14 protein-coding genes are annotated in these 16,046 nt (G+C 53.5%); 2 read left to right on the top strand and 12 right to left on the bottom strand.

The window, feature by feature from the left end:
- Together gmd and wcaF are read right to left on the bottom strand one after the other, a co-directional pair.
- Entirely contained in the window at positions 1-1,122 is a 1,122-nt protein-coding gene (gene gmd / locus O1723_RS07505; RefSeq protein ID WP_014884502.1) for a GDP-mannose 4,6-dehydratase, read from the bottom strand.
- Positions 1,123-1,146: 24 nt separating this feature from the next.
- A complete protein-coding gene (wcaF, locus tag O1723_RS07500; RefSeq protein WP_014884503.1) occupies positions 1,147-1,695 on the bottom strand; it encodes a colanic acid biosynthesis acetyltransferase WcaF in 549 nt (182 codons plus the stop codon).
- A 60-nt stretch (positions 1,696-1,755) separates the two neighbouring features.
- Here wcaF and O1723_RS07495 point away from each other — a divergent pair, with 60 nt between their 5' ends.
- Positions 1,756-2,724: an IS5-like element IS903B family transposase gene (locus O1723_RS07495; protein ID WP_000654804.1), complete on the top strand. Its 969-nt coding sequence runs from the start codon at positions 1,756-1,758 to the stop codon at positions 2,722-2,724.
- 25 nt (positions 2,725-2,749) lie between these two features.
- Here O1723_RS07495 and wcaE read toward each other — a convergent pair whose 3' ends face one another.
- The 8 genes from wcaE to O1723_RS07455 form a co-directional block, all read right to left on the bottom strand.
- On the bottom strand, positions 2,750-3,523 hold the full coding sequence (gene wcaE, locus O1723_RS07490) for a colanic acid biosynthesis glycosyltransferase WcaE (protein WP_479983870.1): 774 nt from the start codon (positions 3,521-3,523) through the stop codon (positions 2,750-2,752).
- Between the two features lie 16 nt (positions 3,524-3,539).
- The gene (gene wcaD, locus O1723_RS07485) at positions 3,540-4,760 is read right to left on the bottom strand and encodes a colanic acid polymerase WcaD (protein ID WP_014884505.1); all 1,221 of its coding nucleotides are present in this window, start codon (positions 4,758-4,760) and stop codon (positions 3,540-3,542) included.
- Positions 4,735-5,952 carry a colanic acid biosynthesis glycosyltransferase WcaC gene (wcaC, locus tag O1723_RS07480; RefSeq protein ID WP_014884506.1) on the bottom strand — a complete coding sequence of 406 codons (1,218 nt, stop codon included), beginning with the start codon at positions 5,950-5,952 and terminating at the stop codon, positions 4,735-4,737. Before wcaC ends, wcaD begins: the two co-directional genes overlap by 26 nt.
- Complete coding sequence (gene wcaB, locus O1723_RS07475) at positions 5,949-6,440, bottom strand: colanic acid biosynthesis acetyltransferase WcaB (protein WP_014170825.1); 492 nt, start codon at positions 6,438-6,440, stop codon at positions 5,949-5,951. Before wcaB ends, wcaC begins: the two co-directional genes overlap by 4 nt.
- Complete coding sequence (gene wcaA, locus O1723_RS07470; protein WP_014884507.1) at positions 6,440-7,282, bottom strand: colanic acid biosynthesis glycosyltransferase WcaA; 843 nt, start codon at positions 7,280-7,282, stop codon at positions 6,440-6,442. The genes wcaB and wcaA overlap by 1 nt, the downstream gene beginning before the upstream one ends.
- Before the next feature lie 126 nt (positions 7,283-7,408).
- Positions 7,409-9,571 (bottom strand): tyrosine-protein kinase Wzc, encoded by a 2,163-nt coding sequence (wzc, locus tag O1723_RS07465; RefSeq protein WP_248190828.1) that lies wholly within the window; start codon positions 9,569-9,571, stop codon positions 7,409-7,411.
- Positions 9,572-9,573: 2 nt separating this feature from the next.
- Positions 9,574-10,017: a low molecular weight protein-tyrosine-phosphatase Wzb gene (gene wzb / locus O1723_RS07460; RefSeq protein WP_014884509.1), complete on the bottom strand. Its 444-nt coding sequence runs from the start codon at positions 10,015-10,017 to the stop codon at positions 9,574-9,576.
- Between the two features lie 6 nt (positions 10,018-10,023).
- Positions 10,024-11,163 (bottom strand): polysaccharide export protein, encoded by a 1,140-nt coding sequence (locus tag O1723_RS07455; RefSeq protein WP_014884510.1) that lies wholly within the window; start codon positions 11,161-11,163, stop codon positions 10,024-10,026.
- 693 nt (positions 11,164-11,856) lie between these two features.
- Between O1723_RS07455 and O1723_RS07450 the strand changes: the two genes are divergently transcribed.
- On the top strand, positions 11,857-13,440 hold the full coding sequence (locus O1723_RS07450) for a TerC family protein (RefSeq protein WP_014884511.1): 1,584 nt from the start codon (positions 11,857-11,859) through the stop codon (positions 13,438-13,440).
- 90 nt (positions 13,441-13,530) lie between these two features.
- On the opposite strand, the gene asmA is transcribed toward O1723_RS07450, so the two are convergent.
- Positions 13,531-15,381: an outer membrane assembly protein AsmA gene (gene asmA, locus O1723_RS07445; RefSeq protein ID WP_014884512.1), complete on the bottom strand. Its 1,851-nt coding sequence runs from the start codon at positions 15,379-15,381 to the stop codon at positions 13,531-13,533.
- A gap of 22 nt (positions 15,382-15,403) precedes the next feature.
- On the bottom strand, positions 15,404-15,985 hold the full coding sequence (dcd, locus tag O1723_RS07440) for a dCTP deaminase (RefSeq protein ID WP_014884513.1): 582 nt from the start codon (positions 15,983-15,985) through the stop codon (positions 15,404-15,406).
- Between the last annotated feature and the right edge of the window lie 61 nt (positions 15,986-16,046).

The raw sequence follows: 16,046 nt of genomic DNA, 5'->3' as shown, positions 1-16,046 counted from the left end.
TCAGGACTCCAGCGCGATGGCAACCTCGTAGCCATGAGACTTGAGCAGGGAGTGTTTTTTCGCTGCTTCAAGATCTTTGGCGACCATCTCGGAAACCATCTCCTGCAGAGTGATTTCTGGTTTCCAGCCCAGTTTCTCGTGCGCTTTGGTTGGATCGCCCAGCAGGGTTTCCACTTCAGCAGGACGGAAGTAACGTGGGTCAACCTGGACAATGACGTCGCCTGGTTTCACGCCTGGCGCGTCATGGCCGGTTACGGAAACAACGATACCTTTCTCTTCTACGCCGGTACCTTCGAAACGCAGCTTGATGCCCAGCTGTGCAGCGGCCATCTCAACGAACTGACGCACGGAGTATTGAACGCCGGTCGCGATCACGAAGTCTTCTGGCTGTTCCTGCTGCAGCATCATCCACTGCATTTTCACGTAGTCTTTCGCATGGCCCCAGTCACGCAGGGAGTCCATGTTGCCGAGGTGCAGGCACGATTCCAGACCCTGGGCGATGTTCGCGATAGCGCGGGTGATTTTACGGGTAACGAACGTTTCACCGCGACGTGGGGATTCGTGGTTGAACAGAATGCCGTTACAGGCATACATGCCGTAGGATTCACGGTAGTTCACGGTGATCCAGTAGGCGTACAGTTTTGCGACCGCATACGGAGAACGTGGGTAGAACGGCGTGGTCTCTTTCTGTGGGATTTCCTGCACCAGACCGTACAGCTCAGAGGTAGAGGCCTGATAGAAACGGGTTTTCTTCTCCAGACCCAGGAAGCGAATCGCTTCCAGCAGACGCAGAGTACCCATGGCGTCAACGTCAGCGGTGTATTCCGGGGATTCGAAGGAGACCGCCACGTGGCTCATCGCGCCCAGGTTGTACACTTCATCCGGCTGCACTTCCTGAAGGATACGGGTCAGGTTGGAGGTATCGGTCAGGTCGCCGTAGTGCAGGTGGAATTTCGGGTTTGCCGCGTGAGGATCCTGATAAATATGATCGACACGTTCGGTGTTGAACGAAGAGGCACGACGTTTAATACCGTGTACTTCATACCCTTTTTCCAGCAGGAACTCTGCCAGATAAGAACCATCCTGCCCGGTAACGCCGGTGATGAGAGCGACTTTAGACATGTTTATATTCCTCTACTTATGAATTTAATCAGTTTCAACGCGTTCGCGTATCACCACTGCGGGGTTGCCACGGCAAACTTTATTTGCCGGTAGCGATTTAAAAACGCTGCTGCGGGCACCCACTACCGTGCCATCGCCAACAGAAACACCTGGTGCAACAAAAACATCCGTTGCCAGCCAGCATTTTTCACCAATCACAATAGGCGAAGCGGTAATATCAAAATGCTGACTCATAAAATCGTGGCTGCCGGTGCACAAATAACACTTCTGTGACACCACCGAATTTGCGCCAATCGTAATTTCGCCAAGGGTATATAACACCACGTCATCCCCTACCCAGGCGTAATCCCCAAGCGTTAATTTCCAGGGGTAGGTAATTTTTACCGAAGGTCGAATGACTACGTTTTTTCCGATTTTTGCGCCAAACAGACGCAATAAGAATGCTCGCCAGCGGTACAATATTTGTGGTGACCAGGCAAATAACGTTGCCTGAACGGCCCACCACAGCTGCACTTTAATACCGTTGCCGCCCCGAAAGCCTTTCGGCACGGAGAAACCCTTCAAATCCTGCATTGCGTTTCCTTATATTCAGGCTTTGTTAGGCTTTGTTGAATAAATCGAACTTTTGCTGAGTTGAAGGATCAGATCACGCATCTTCCCGACAACGCAGACCGTTCCGTGGCAAAGCAAAAGTTCAAAATCACCAACTGGCCCACCTACAATAAAGCCCTCATCAACCGTGGCTCCATAACTTTCTGGCTGGATGATGAAGCTATTCAGGCCTGGTATGAGTCAGCAACACCTTCTTCACGAGGCAGACCTCAGCGCTATTCTGACCTTGCCATCACGACTGTGCTGGTCATTAAACGCGTATTCAGGCTGACCCTGCGCGCTGCGCAGGGCTTTATTGATTCCATTTTTTCTCTGATGAACGTTCCGCTACGCTGCCCGGATTACAGCTGTGTCAGCAGGCGGGCAAAGTCGGTTAATGTCAGTTTCAAAACGCCCACCCGGGGTGAAATCGCACACCTGGTAATTGATTCCACCGGGCTGAAGGTCTTCGGTGAAGGCGAGTGGAAAGTCAAAAAGCATGGCCAGGAACGCCGCCGTATCTGGCGTAAGCTGCATCTCGCCGTTGACAGTAAAACACATGAAATCATCTGCGCTGACCTGTCGCTGAACAACGTTACGGACTCAGAGGCCTTCCCCGGGTTAATCCGGCAAACCCACCGGAAAATCAGGTCAGCCGCCGCCGATGGCGCTTACGATACCCGGCTATGTCACGATGAACTGCGGCGTAAGAAAATCAGCGCGCTTATCCCTCCCCGAAAAGGTGCGGGTTACTGGCCCGGTGAATATGCAGACCGTAACCGTGCAGTGGCTAATCAGCGAATGACCGGGAGTAATGCGCGGTGGAAATGGACAACAGATTACAACCGTCGCTCGATAGCGGAAACGGCGATGTACCGGGTAAAACAGCTGTTCGGGGGTTCACTGACACTGCGTGACTACGATGGTCAGGTTGCAGAGGCTATGGCCCTGGTACGAGCGCTGAACAAAATGACGAAAGCAGGTATGCCTGAAAGCGTGCGTATTGCCTGAAAACACAACCCGCTACGGGGGAGACTTACCCGAAATCTGATTTATTCAACAAAGCCGCTTTGTTATATAAGGTTTTCGTTTTACCTGTCGTCCGCAGGCGCAATAAATAAGACAATTCCGCCCAGAACCCCGGCACGCGTAATATTTTGCGCTGCACGTTTTTGGCATCCTGGCACAATTCCAGATTATTCGATGTTGACACGCCACCCATTGAGAATTCAGAGACCAGCCCTTTAATTCGGCGGAACGGATAGCCTGATTTATACAGGCTGGCGGCCAGGGCATAATCCGATGACACTTTATACTGCAAATCGTATGGCTGTTTTTTCAGACCGTTTACCGGGAAGAAAATGGCCTGATGGCTGGCGGGCAAACTGTGGTAGATATACCAGCCTGGCTTTGCGCTACGGCACACTTTATGCCCATCACCAAAATCAAGCAGTGCATCGCCGATATACATGGCCTCCTCTTTCTGACGCGCCAGCTGACGGGCAAACAGCGCCACGTCATCATGGAAAACATCGCCAGAATTGAGGAAGATGGCATAACGACCCTGGGCCATGTTAATGCCCTTGTTCATCGCATCGTAAATGCCTTTATCTTTCTCGCTGATGTAACGTAAGTTGAACTCACCGTTGAGTTTTTCCAGAAACTCCGCCGTGCCATCGTTCGAGCCGCCGTCGACCACAATCCACTCAAAAGTGAGGCTTGGATCGCGCGCCAGGTTGCGCAGCGAGCGCCAGGTTTTTACCACCCCTTCGTAATTACGAAAAGCGACAGTAATGACGCTAAGAAACATAAATCACCTCATTTCGTCATACGTTCGTAATATTAAGCGCTTTGCGCAAAATAAACGGACAGACAATCAAGAAAGCATATTCCGGGCTAAATATTGACCCGGTAAAAAACAGCGACACCGGTGTAAACAGATAAAGTTGCACGCGAAAGTTCTGGTTATCACCAAACGCGTTAATCATCATTTTGAAAACTTTAAACAGATACCACAGCGTCAACAGTACGGCGAACCACGAAAAATAAATAATTAACAGATACAGACCATTGTCTATGGTTTTACCGACATCCGCACCGTTAAAGATTCCGAATGATGCAACATATTCGTAAAGTGAGCCGAATCTTACTACACCATCAATATGGGTTAAGGAATAACCCACCATCACCAGCGGACCAATGATGCGATAATAGGACGATGAGCCTTCTGTTCCCAAATCTCCCAGACGTTCTGAGATGTACGGGAACGCAAATATCACGCCGACCAAAAATACCGTCAGGGAGATAATCGCCAGCGGCAGTTTTTTCTTAATCGCATCTTTGTTCAGGTACTGGAACGCCCACTCCAGCAGGTAAAACAGGATAAATGTCATTACCCCTGAGAACGATCCAGACAGAACAATTCCTGCAAGAATCATAGCATCGGTCTTAGGTGTTTTGATACCAAACTGTTTGATGCTGAGCCAAATTGAGATTAACGCCAGAGCGAAGAACGCCGGTTCAAAATAGAGGGCCGTGGTACGTTTTCCGCCAAACTTAATGAAGTTCAATACATAGCTGTTGCTGTAAATGAGATATTTCGAAATTATCTCCATCAGGCTGCTGCCACCGGTGAGAATAATTTGCGCCATTTCCAGTGCAGCAAGCATAACAATTAACGCAACGGCAATATAAAAGAACCTGAGGATTTTCCGATAATTGTGCGGAGAAATCGTTTTAAACCGAATACTCCAGACCATGCCGATAATAATGACAATATAGACAAACAGCATGGTGGAGGTGACGTATTTACTGGCATCCAGTGACTGGCCAAAGATGTAGTTAAACAGCGTCAGGCCCGTGCCCAACCCCAGGGCAATCATCAGCTTCTTCAGGTTGATTTTATCGACATACAGCAGAAGCAGAACGGGCAAGAAAGTGACGATGGTTATCGGGAAGCTTTCGCCAAGCTGGGCAATTTTGACGTTGACCAGCAGGTAGATCAGCGGCAGCAGCAGATAACTACAGATTCTGATAGAACGAGACATACTCCTCCAGCATCTGTTGTCCACTGTAGGCCTTGCGGCTGCGGTTGCGGAACGATTCCAGGTCAGTGCCAAAAACAGTCTCAGCGATCTGCGCTTTCGGCATCTGCACCAGCGGCAGCACTTCCCCTTCCGAGAACGTTTTACCGCCCGACTTTTCCAGCACTTCACGCGCGGCATCGCTGTGGGTGGCAATCACCGGCACGCCGATGGAAAGCGCTTCGCAGAGGATCAGCGGGTAGTTATCCACGCGGGAGCTGAACACCAGCGCATCCATGCCGTTCAGCGCGCTCATCAGTTTGCGCTTGTCGGTTTCAAACCCGTGGTTCACGACGTTCGCCCCTTCGAACGGGGAAAACTTGCCGAAGGTATGCAGTTCAATCTTGTCACCGAGCGCCATCATGTCGCGCACCAGCTGCTGGTTGGTTTTGCCGTCGTAACGCAGGTCATGCGCAACGATGGCGATTTTCGGTTTACCCGCGGTGTCCGCCACCGGCGTCAGCTCCGCCAGAATGGCTTCCGTCGCCACGTCGATACCGTTGTTGATAATCTGGCAGCGCCCTGCCCCGTAAAGGCTGTTGAAGGCATCGGCCACGTGCTGGCTCGGGGAGATAAACGTGCAGCCGAGCGAGAGCATGTCGCGGAACAGTTTGCGCTTGCCGGTTACCAGCTGGTGAGCACGATCCACTTTCACCGGCGGGTAGTTGCTTAACGTCGGGCATTTCTGGCAGTTATCCTTCCAGCCTTCGCAGCCATCGGTAAAGGCGCAGCGTCCGGTCACGCTCCAGTGATCGTGCAGCGTCCAGACGAAGCGTGTATCAGGCTTGTGCGCCTGCACCTTCTGACAAAACGCCACCACCTCTTCCAGATTCAGCCAGTAGCTGTGCAGGACGTGGAAATGCAGTACAACCGGGCCCGTGGTGCGGGTCACAGTGCGATAAAGATTATTCAGGTTGCCAAACAGATCGCGGTTAAACAGGCGGAACAAGGCAATGTTGGCCATCGAGGTCAGACGCGGCGTGTGCTTTTGCACCTGCGGGAAGTTATCGTGACTGACGCTTTTCTTGCCGCCTTTGCCGTAGCCATAAATAAAACGAGACTGAAGTCCTTTTTGCAGTGCGCGCTGGTGCAGATCCAGGGCCACGCCTGCCGCTCCGCCTTCAGCGAGGCGGACGTTAAATTGCAGAATGTTCATTTAATCACCTTCACGCGGGCCTTTTCTCCCACCACCAGCGCGTTGTCCGGAATGCTGTCCAGCACCACGCTGCCCGCACCAATCGTCACGTTGTTACCGATGGTAATGTCACCAATGATCACCACGTTCGCGCCCAGCTCGACGTTATTGCCGATAACCGGGCAGGCCAGGCTGTCTGGCCCTCGGTTGCCAATGGTGACCGCATGACGAATGGTGAAATCATCCCCGGCGACCACGAACTTATTGATCACCACCGCATAGCCGTGGTGAATGGTAAAGCGGCGGCCAATGGTGGCAGCGGCCTGAATTTCATAACCAAAAAAGCATTCAGTAATAATGCGGTACAGCACCAGAACCGGCGCTGCCCAGAGGTTGTTCAGCACGTTTTTCTTGCGCCACACCGAACAAAAATGCGCGATACGGTACGCCAGGACCATGCAGCATGGGCGCAGGCTCCAGCTGTTTGCGCGGCAATCTTCAAGAAACATTATTTCCCCCGAAGTCCATCAGCCAGACGTTTGCCGTTACGGACGGACAGCAGCGTCAGCAGCGTGCGCCAGTTCATGCGCTTATTGCGGATCTGATAGAGGGTAAAGAGCTGATACTTCCGGCTGGCACGGTCGAACTTGTCCTTGTGCTTGCGGTAAAAATGGAAGTAGCCCGAGAACTTCTTCGGCGAGGAGGTAATTTGCATCTCCCCGTGATTGATGTGCAGGATCTGCGTGGCCTCTTCCACTTTCCACGGTTCGCCATACTCAACCACCATCCGCAAGAAGATGTCGTAATCCTGCGCGGCTTTCAGTTCGGTATCGAACAGGCACTCCTTAAAGCGCCATGCCCAGGTGAAAACCTGATTGCCGATAATGTTGCGCTTGTAGAACAGGCGGCGAGAATAGGGTGATTTCGGGTACAGCGGCAGACTGGCAGGCTGCGAATAGACTTCACCCTGACAGACATAGTCGTTGGCATACAGGAACGCATGCGTCACCAGCTGTGCTTTATGTGAAAGGAAGACAGACAGTCGGTTCGGGGTCCATTCGTCATCGTCGTCGATGCCGGTCAGATACTGCCCTTTGGCCTGCATAATCGCCTGGTTACGCACCGCGCATGCCCCGGAGTTAATCGGGTTATGGGTGTACATCACGCGCGGGTCATTGAGATCGGTGACAAATTTTTGCAGCTGTTCATACGAAGAAGAACAGTCATCCACGATGATCAGTTCCCAGTTGTCATAATCCTGACGTAACACCGACTTGATTGCGCGGATCGCCAGCTGCTGACGATTCCATGTCGGCATATAGATAGAAATCAAAGGGCGTTGTGTGGTCATTTCTTTCTCCTACCCCTCACCCCGGCCCTCTCCCCTGAGGGGATAGGGTGAAAGCGGCACCGAACAATCCCCTCTCCCCTCAGGGGAGAGGGTTAGGGTGAGGGGTGTAAGGGTATGTTTTGGCTGTTATTTATTGTCAGACTTATATTCGTACTCGTAATAACCGTAATCCTGATACCCGGTCGCGCGGCGGAAGATGGAGTTCAGGATCACCCCTTTCACCTCAATCCCGTTCTGCTCGAAGCGGCTCAGGCTGGTTTCCACTTCTTTCAGGGTGTTCACCGCGTAACGTGCCACCATCAGGGTGGTACCCGCATGGCGGCCTACCACGGCGGCATCGGTCACGGCCAGAATCGGCGGCGTATCGATCAGCACCAGGTCATAGTGTTTGCTCGCCCACTCAATCAGCTGGGTGAAGCGTTCGCTCATCAGCAGTTCCGACGGGTTAGGCGGTATCTGACCACGTGGGATCAGATCGAATCTCGGAATCGAGGTCGGCTTGGCGCTCTGGCTAATCTCCCCCTGCCCCAGCAGGATTTCCGACAGACCGTTAACGTTGTTGGTGCCCAGCAGCTCGTGGGTATAACCCTTGCGCATATCGCAGTCGATCAGCAGCACGCGTTTGTTGGTCTGGCTGACGACGGCCGCCAGGTTGGCGCAGACAAAGGTCTTACCGATTGACGGACTGACACCGGTTAACATCAGGACGTTGTTTTTGGCCTGCATCATGGCGAAGTGCAGGCTGGTACGCAGGCTACGTATCGCTTCAATCGCCAGGTCCGTCGGGTTACCCACGGCCAGCAACTGGCTCTGTTTGTACCGCTTAACGCCTTTAATGGTTTTGACGCTGTCACGGGATTTTTGCCACTCGGAAAGCGGGATACTGGCATAGACGTTGATACCACTCTCTTCCAGCGCCTGCGGGCTTTCAATTCCGCGGTTGAACAGCGAGCGCAGCAGCACACCGACAATGGAGAGCATCAGGCCGAGAATAATGCTGCCGAGAACGATCAGCGCTTTCTTCGGCTTCAGCACGCCCGGCTGGGTAATCGCCGGGTCGACGATGCGCACATCACCCACGGTACTGGCTTCGGTGATTTTCAGCTCCTGCTGTTTGTTCAGCAGCTGCATGTACACCTGCTGACCAGATTCCACGTCGCGGGTCAGACGCACAATTTCCTGCTGCGTTTTCGGCATCGCGGTTACGCGGTCGTTCAGCTTCGCCTTCTCTTCTTCAAGCGTGCGACGTTTTTCCAGCAGCGTCCGGTAGGCCGGGTGGCGTTTGGTGTACAGCTTGGAAATCTCCGCCTCTTTGAAGGTCAGCTCGTTGAGCTGGGCGTCGATGTTAACCATTGAATCAAGAACAGACTTCGCCTCCAGCGGCAGGTCGACAGAGTCTTTATCCTGACGGTAAGCGTTCAGTTTATTCTCGGCATCATCCAGACGGGCCCGCACTTCCGGGAGCTGTTTAGCAAGGAAAGCCAGGCTTTTCGCCGCTTCCGCCGACTTACGCTCAACGTTCTGCTCAAGATAGTTGCGGGTGATGCTGTTCAGGATGTCGCGGATTTGATCTTTATCTTCACCGGTAAAGGTCATGCTCAGCACGCCGGTGTCCTTACCGTTTTCAGTCACGGTGAGGTTGTTTTGCAGATTGTTGATCATTCCCAGCGTGGAGAATTTGGTCACGGTGAACTCGCCGCCCTCCTGGGCATGAATGGCGCTCACCATCATGCTGACGCCATCTTTCGTCAGCATCTGGCCCACTTCGCCGCGGGCGCTGAATCCCGCATCGCTGGTCAACTGGTACTGTTTCGGACCCAGCACCGTCAGGGTAAAGGTTTGATCGCCCGCCCCTTTCGGCAGCACAAAGTCAGTCACCTTTACCGTATCGTTGCTTCGTCCCATCAGGCGATCCCAGCCGGCACCAAAGATCGGGAAGGTATTTTTGGTGACGGAGATATCGAGACCGAGGTCGTGAACCGTTTTCCCCAGTACCAGACGTGACTGAATCAGCTGAATTTCAGCGTCGGATGCCGGTGGTTTGTTCGCCAGCGCAGAGCCAATATCCTGCACCAGCGAGTTGCCGGTATTTTGCTCAATCTGCACCAGCGCGTCGGCGCTGTAGATAGGCGTGGCGAACAGCGTGTAGACGACGGCTGCCGCGGCAAACACAGCGGTAATGCCAAGCACCCACCACTTTGCCTCGATAACCGTGCCGACCAGGCGACCAATATCAATTTCATCACTGCCCGAAGTCGGGGCGGCAGAAGGTCTTGTTTTTTCTGTCATTGTTATCCCTGCTGAGCTTTCAGTGCCTGCGCCCACTGTTGGGCAGACTGGTCAAGTAAGGTGTAAACCGCCTCGAACGCCTCATGGCTTTTGCGATACGGATCGGGGATTTCGCGTTCATTGTCCCAGTGACCAAACAGCATCACCTTGCCGCGCATCTCCGGTGCGATATCGCATAGCGCATGAATATGGCGTTTTTCCATTGCCAGGATCAGGTCATATTCCCGGCACATGCGGCCGGTGACCTGGCGGGCAATATGCCCGTCAAGGGAGAGGTTATGATCGCGGGCCACGCTCGTTGCGCGCTCATCGGCCGCTTTACCGACCAGCGCGCCAAGGCCTGCGGACTCGACGGTCAGTTCAGGCTGGTAGTGTTTCAACAACCGCTCTGCCGTCGGGGAACGGCAAATGTTCCCCACGCATACCACCAGAATTTTGTTAAACATCGCGGATTACCAGGTATGAATGTCGCGCGCCGTATCCGTCATGTAGCGAACGCCACTGATGGTTGGCAGCAACTGGTTGATCAGACGGTTCCAGCGGGCAACCGGCGCGGTAGTGACATACACCACATCGTATGGCTGGAGGCGGAACGACGTTGCCATCACCAGCGAGGTGGCGTCGGACATATCGAGCTGGTAAATGTTGGCAATCTTGCCTTTGTTGCTGGCGTCGTCCTTAAGTGGGCGAATCACGAAGATGCCGCTGGCGTTGGAGGAGGTCAGATCGATGCCTTCCGCATTGCCCAGCGCTTCGGTCAGCGTCATGCCGCTGAAGTCCATTTTGAGGGTGCTCTGTTTCTTCACTTCACCCATCACGAAGACTTTCAGATCGTCATTACGCGGTACGTAGAGAATATCGCCCGGATAGAGCAGGCGGTTCTGGGTCAGATCGCCGTTTTGCATCAGCGCCTGCAGTGAGATGCGCTGCTCTTTGCCGTTGTGGGTCAGGACCACGTTGCGCCAGTCGGCACCGTCGGTTAACCCGCCTGCGGCGTTAATGGCATCCAGAACGGTTAACGGTACGTTGGTGATGGCCTGCTGGCCGGATTTATTGACCTGGCCGGAAATGTAGGCTTTTTGCGAGCGGAATGCGGCAATATTAACGTCCACCTGCGGATCGGCGATGTACTGCGCTAAGCGGCCGGTAATATCACTCCGGATCTCGGCAAGGGTTTTCCCGGCAACATGGACTTTACCAATGTAGGGGTAGAACATCGTGCCATCTGACTGTACCCAGTTCCCGGTGTCGCTTGAGCTACGATACTGGCCCGCTGGCGTGGTCAGTTCAGGGTGGTCCCAGACGGTCACGTTGATCACGTCACCCGGCCCCACGCGATACTGATAAGCGGCGATTTCCTGGTCCAGAGACATATTCGGCTGAGCAACATTCGGACGTGGGCGTAATTGTTCGACCAGACGTGGCGTAAGTGGATAAACATTCACCATTTTGTCGAGATCAAAATCGGCATCCTGTTGCTTGATCACATCCTTACCCATTGTTGACATATTGCTGCCGGGAAAGACCGTGCAACCACTCATCAAGGTCACAGACACCAATAATGGCATCAATTTCATTTTGGATTTCATCATTGATTATTTATCACTTTGGCAGAGTAATTATCCTGTGCAATTTAAATAAGCTTGGGTCGTATTGGGTTTCAGCATGCAGTTAATCAAATAGAAATATAACTGGCATCAGTCCTAAAAAAAGCTTATTCATCCATTGGCTATTGACAGAATAACCGAGGCTGATTCACACGCTTTCAGGCACGCTACCGCCCTTGGCTTTCAGTTACCAATCCACTGACTAAACAATGTGTTATGGATAGACACCCTCTTGAGCAAGGCCTACTGGAAATATATCAGCCGGGTGAGACACCCAACGGATAATGAATAACCATCCCGGAAGACCAAAACAAAAATAGCAACAACAAGATTTAACATTTGATGCTGGGAGAATTGTTGCAGCTAACCTAATAGCAGGCAAGGAGACAACTGTCCTAATATCTGTTTTTAAGATTAATATTAAGAGCAAAGTTTTAACCTTTTAGGATTTTCTTTATATTGACAAAACGGGAGTGAAAACCATTATCTGCGATATATCCTAAAATGTTCTCTTTATAATTAAATATACGTAATTTGCTTATTTACACCCCGATGAGTTTGCTCTCTTTTAAGCGTTTCGTATTAAGAGAAATCTCAGCCCGGCATTGCAATTTTCCCCGGCTTTATCCATGATCGAAGTGTGACAATCGTCATATAACAGAAGGTATTGCTATTACTATGGAATGGATTGCCGATCCATCAATCTGGGCCGGGCTGGTGACGCTGGTCGTCATCGAATTAGTGCTCGGGATTGATAATCTGGTCTTTATTGCCATCCTCGCTGAAAAACTGCCCCCTTCCCAGCGCGATCGCGCGCGCGTAACGGGCCTGCTGCTGGCGATGGTGATGCGTTTACTGTTGCTGGCCTCTATCTCCTGGATGGTCACACTCACGCAACCGCTGTTCTCCGTTCACGGCCTCAGCTTTAGCGCCCGCGATCTGATCATGCTCTTCGGCGGGTTATTCCTGCTGTTCAAAGCCACGGTAGAGCTCAATGAACGGCTCGAAGGTAAAGACAGCGAGAACCCGACCCAGCGACGTGGCGCGAGATTCTGGCCGGTGGTAGCGCAAATCGTGGTGCTGGATGCCGTCTTCTCCCTGGATTCGGTGATCACCGCCGTCGGGATGGTGGACCATCTGGCCGTTATGATGGCAGCGGTGATTATCGCCATCACGCTGATGGTGATGGCGAGCAAGGCACTCACCCGCTTTGTGAACAGCCACCCGACCATCGTGATCCTCTGCCTGAGCTTCCTGCTGATGATTGGCTTTAGCCTGGTGGCCGACGGTTTTGGCTTCCACATTCCGAAAGGCTATTTGTACGCCGCCATTGGTTTCTCCGTCATGATTGAAGCGCTTAACCAGCTGGCGATATTTAACCGCCGTCGCTTCCTTTCCGCTAATCAGACCCTGCGTCAGCGCACGGCCGACACCGTTATGCGCCTGCTGAGCGGTAAAAAAGAGGATGCAGAGCTGGACGCCGAATCTGCTGCCATGCTGGCCGATCACAGCGACGGGCAGATCTTTAACCCGCAGGAGCGCCTGATGATTGAGCGAGTGCTTAACCTTAATGAGCGCACGGTCAGCAGCATCATGACTTCCCGGCATGACATTGAGCATATCGATCTGACGGCACCCGAAGAGCACATCCGCGCCCTGCTGGATAAAAACCAGCACACGCGCGTGGTGGTAACCGGCGGTGAAGAGGAAGAAGAATTACTGGGCGTCGTGCACGTTATCGACCTGCTCCAGCAGCAGCTGCACGGGGATGCGCTCAATCTGCGCGCCCTGGTACGCCAGCCCCTGGTCTTCCCGGAAGGATTGCAATTGCTCTCTGCCCTTGAGCAATTCCGAAATGCGCGAACGCACTTTGCCTTTGTGGTGGATGAGTTTGGTTCGGTTGAAGGGCTGGTCACGCTCAGCGACGTGATGGAAACCATTGCCGGTAATTTGCCAAACGAAGTGGATGAGATTGATGCCCGCCATGATATTCAGAAAAACGCCGACGGCTCGTGGACGGCCAACGGCCATATGCCGCTGGAAGACCTGGTGCAGTATGTGCCGCTGCCGCTGGATGAAAAGCGGGAGTACCACACCATTGCGGGCCTGCTGATGGAATACTTACAGCGTATCCCGCAGCCAGGTGAAGAGGTTCAGGTGGGTGACTATCGGCTTAAAACGCTGCAGATTGAAAACCATCGCGTGCAGAAAGTGCAGCTCATTCCACTGCGGGATGAGGAAGAACTGGATTTTGAGGTGTAAAAAAGCCGGGTGGCGTTGCGCTTACCCGGCCTACGACGTCAGGCTTTTGTAGGCCGGGTAAGGCGAAGCCGCCACCCGGCACAACTGGCATCAAAGCTTATCCAGCAGTTTCTTCACATCCTTACCGTTCTGGGAATCTTTATTACGATCTGCCCAGCTATTAAGCCGACGTTTCGCTTCATCCTGCAGATGCTTACGCAGGATCTGATCCACCTGAAGGCTGTAATTCAGCGCCTGCCATTTACCATAGACGCTAAGCGGCACTGGCGTCTCTTTCAGGAAATCAATCAGCTTACTTTCGCCCTGCCAGCCGGAAAGTACCCGGACGTTAAAGCGCGTGTCCGCCGTCTCTTTGACCAGATCCAGCGAGCCTTCTCCGGTCAACGACAGCATAGAAGAGGTTCCCTGCATAGCTGCCAGCGTCAGTTGCCCGTTATCCAGCGTCAGATCCGTGGAGAAACTGTCGAGGCGCGTGACGCTATCGTAGTTTTCCTGCGCTTTGACGTCACTGCTGCGCTCCACTGCCTGCTGTACCAGCTGCTGGAAGTTAAGACCGTCCATACGGGAGTCTTTCAGGTCCACGTGCGCCTCGCCCTGCCATTCACGGCGGAAAGCTTCGGCATCAATTTTTGTGCCTGAGAAATCCCCCGCCAGCGTCAGCTGCCCTGTCAGGGATATCGGATAGTTAAAGGCTTTGAGGATGGTACCAATCTCAACGTTGTCGAGACGCGGCTGGAATTGCGCGCGGGTTTCGTCCTTACGCACGTCCAGCGTGCCAGGCAGTGAAAGATGCCCTGCCCCCATTTTGCCGCTCAGCTCGGAGATCACCAGCAACCCGTTGTGGTTAAACATCTGGCCGCTCACGTCGGTGAAGTCCATACCGCGCCAGCGCAGGCTGTTGGCTTTCAACAGGATATCGGCCGTGAATCCGCGCAGAGCGTTATAGTCAGGTTGATCAAGATTCGACGAGATAACCGGACGCGACACCGGCGGCTGGCTTTGTCCTGTCTGCACAGCATCGCTGTCCGTTGTGCCAGCCGGTAGCGGCGGCAGGATGTTCTCCAGGTTGAGCTTGTCAAACTGCAGGTTCAGCACCCATTTCGGCTTCTCTTCGAGCGTGACGCTCGCCTGCCCCTTCAGGCTGCTGTCATTGGCCTGCAGGTTGAGGTTATCCAGCTCCAGCTGTTTTTGTTCTTCGCGCCAGACGGCCTGCATCGTCCCCTGCCCGGTGATCCCCTGGGTCGGAAGATCTGCGCCCGTGAGCTGCCAGTTGAGCTGCTGAATATCGGCCGTCAGCTGATGGGGATAATCTGACGCATTGACCCTGGCATTTAGCGAGAGGGTCAGATCGCGCTGGTCGCGATTCATTCGCCCGCTGAATTCCAGCGACGCAAGATGATGCGCATCCTGTTCCATCTGCAGATTAATATTGCGAACCGTAACCTGCTCTTGATCCTCATGCTGGAATACCAGCACGCTATCGGCAACTTTCAGTTTGGCAATATCAAAGGACCAGCCCGTATCGGACGGCTCATCCGGTAAGGTATTCTCACGCGGTGCAACCGGCGCATTCGCGTTGCGCACGGCTTCAGTCTGCTGGGTAAGCTGAATGACCGCCCCTTTGAGCATCACCTGGTTTACCTGCAACTGGTGAGAAATGAGGGGGATGAGCGCCACATCGAGACGCATGTTGTCCGCAGACACGATCGGCTGGGCAGCGCCCGGTGCCGTTAACGACATGCGGCCAGAGAGAATGCTGAGCTGTGGCCAGACGTGCCAGCGTAGCGGCCCGTCGAGCTTCAGTTGGTAACCACTGCGCGCCTCGACCTGCCGCACCATGTAAGCGCGGAAATCGTTAGGGTTAACCAGCAGAACCAACGCCGAAAGGCCAGCAACCAGCACGACCAGCAAAATCATCAGCGTTGTCAGAACTCTTCTCATGGCATCCTCAATGGACTAACGATCAGTCTTTATCAATACGGCTGGCAACCGCACCCTGCTGGTCGCGGTATTTTGCGTCCTGCCGGCGGTTATAAGGCCTGTCTGCCGGGCCGGTTAGCGGCTCAAAGCTTAACGCACCAATCATCATGCCGGGGCGCAGCGCCAGCGGCAGTTTGCCGGCGTTGAAGAACTCCAGCACGATACGGCCCGACCAGCCGGGATCGATACGGTGCGCGGTCACGTGCACCATCAGCCCCAGACGGGCCAGAGAAGAACGGCCGTCCAGCCAGCCGACGAGGTCAGCAGGCAGGGTCACAGATTCGAACGTCACCGCCAGCGCCAGTTCACCTGGATGCAAATAAAAAGCGTCACCTTCGTCAATGACGATTTCGTCACTCATCACGCGATCGAGCGCGGCGCTGACTTCATCCTTCGGCCCGCTGAGGTCGATGAACGGTGCAGTATGGCCACTAAAGGTGCGGAATTTATTCCCCAACCGTACATCAACGGTCACCCCATTGATACGCTCTACAGGAGGACGTGGGGTAATAGACAAACGGCCTTCATCCAGCCAGGCTTCAATATCGCGATCACAAAGACGCATGGCACTTTCTCCTTTCATGCATCGACCCCTGAGACCTTAACATCTCAGGGTAAAACCAGGT

Source organism: Enterobacter cloacae complex sp. HYC080_NIDB (assembly GCF_056673325.1).
Note: the sequence above shows the minus strand (reverse complement) of the source record. Positions and strands in the feature narration are given on the sequence as shown.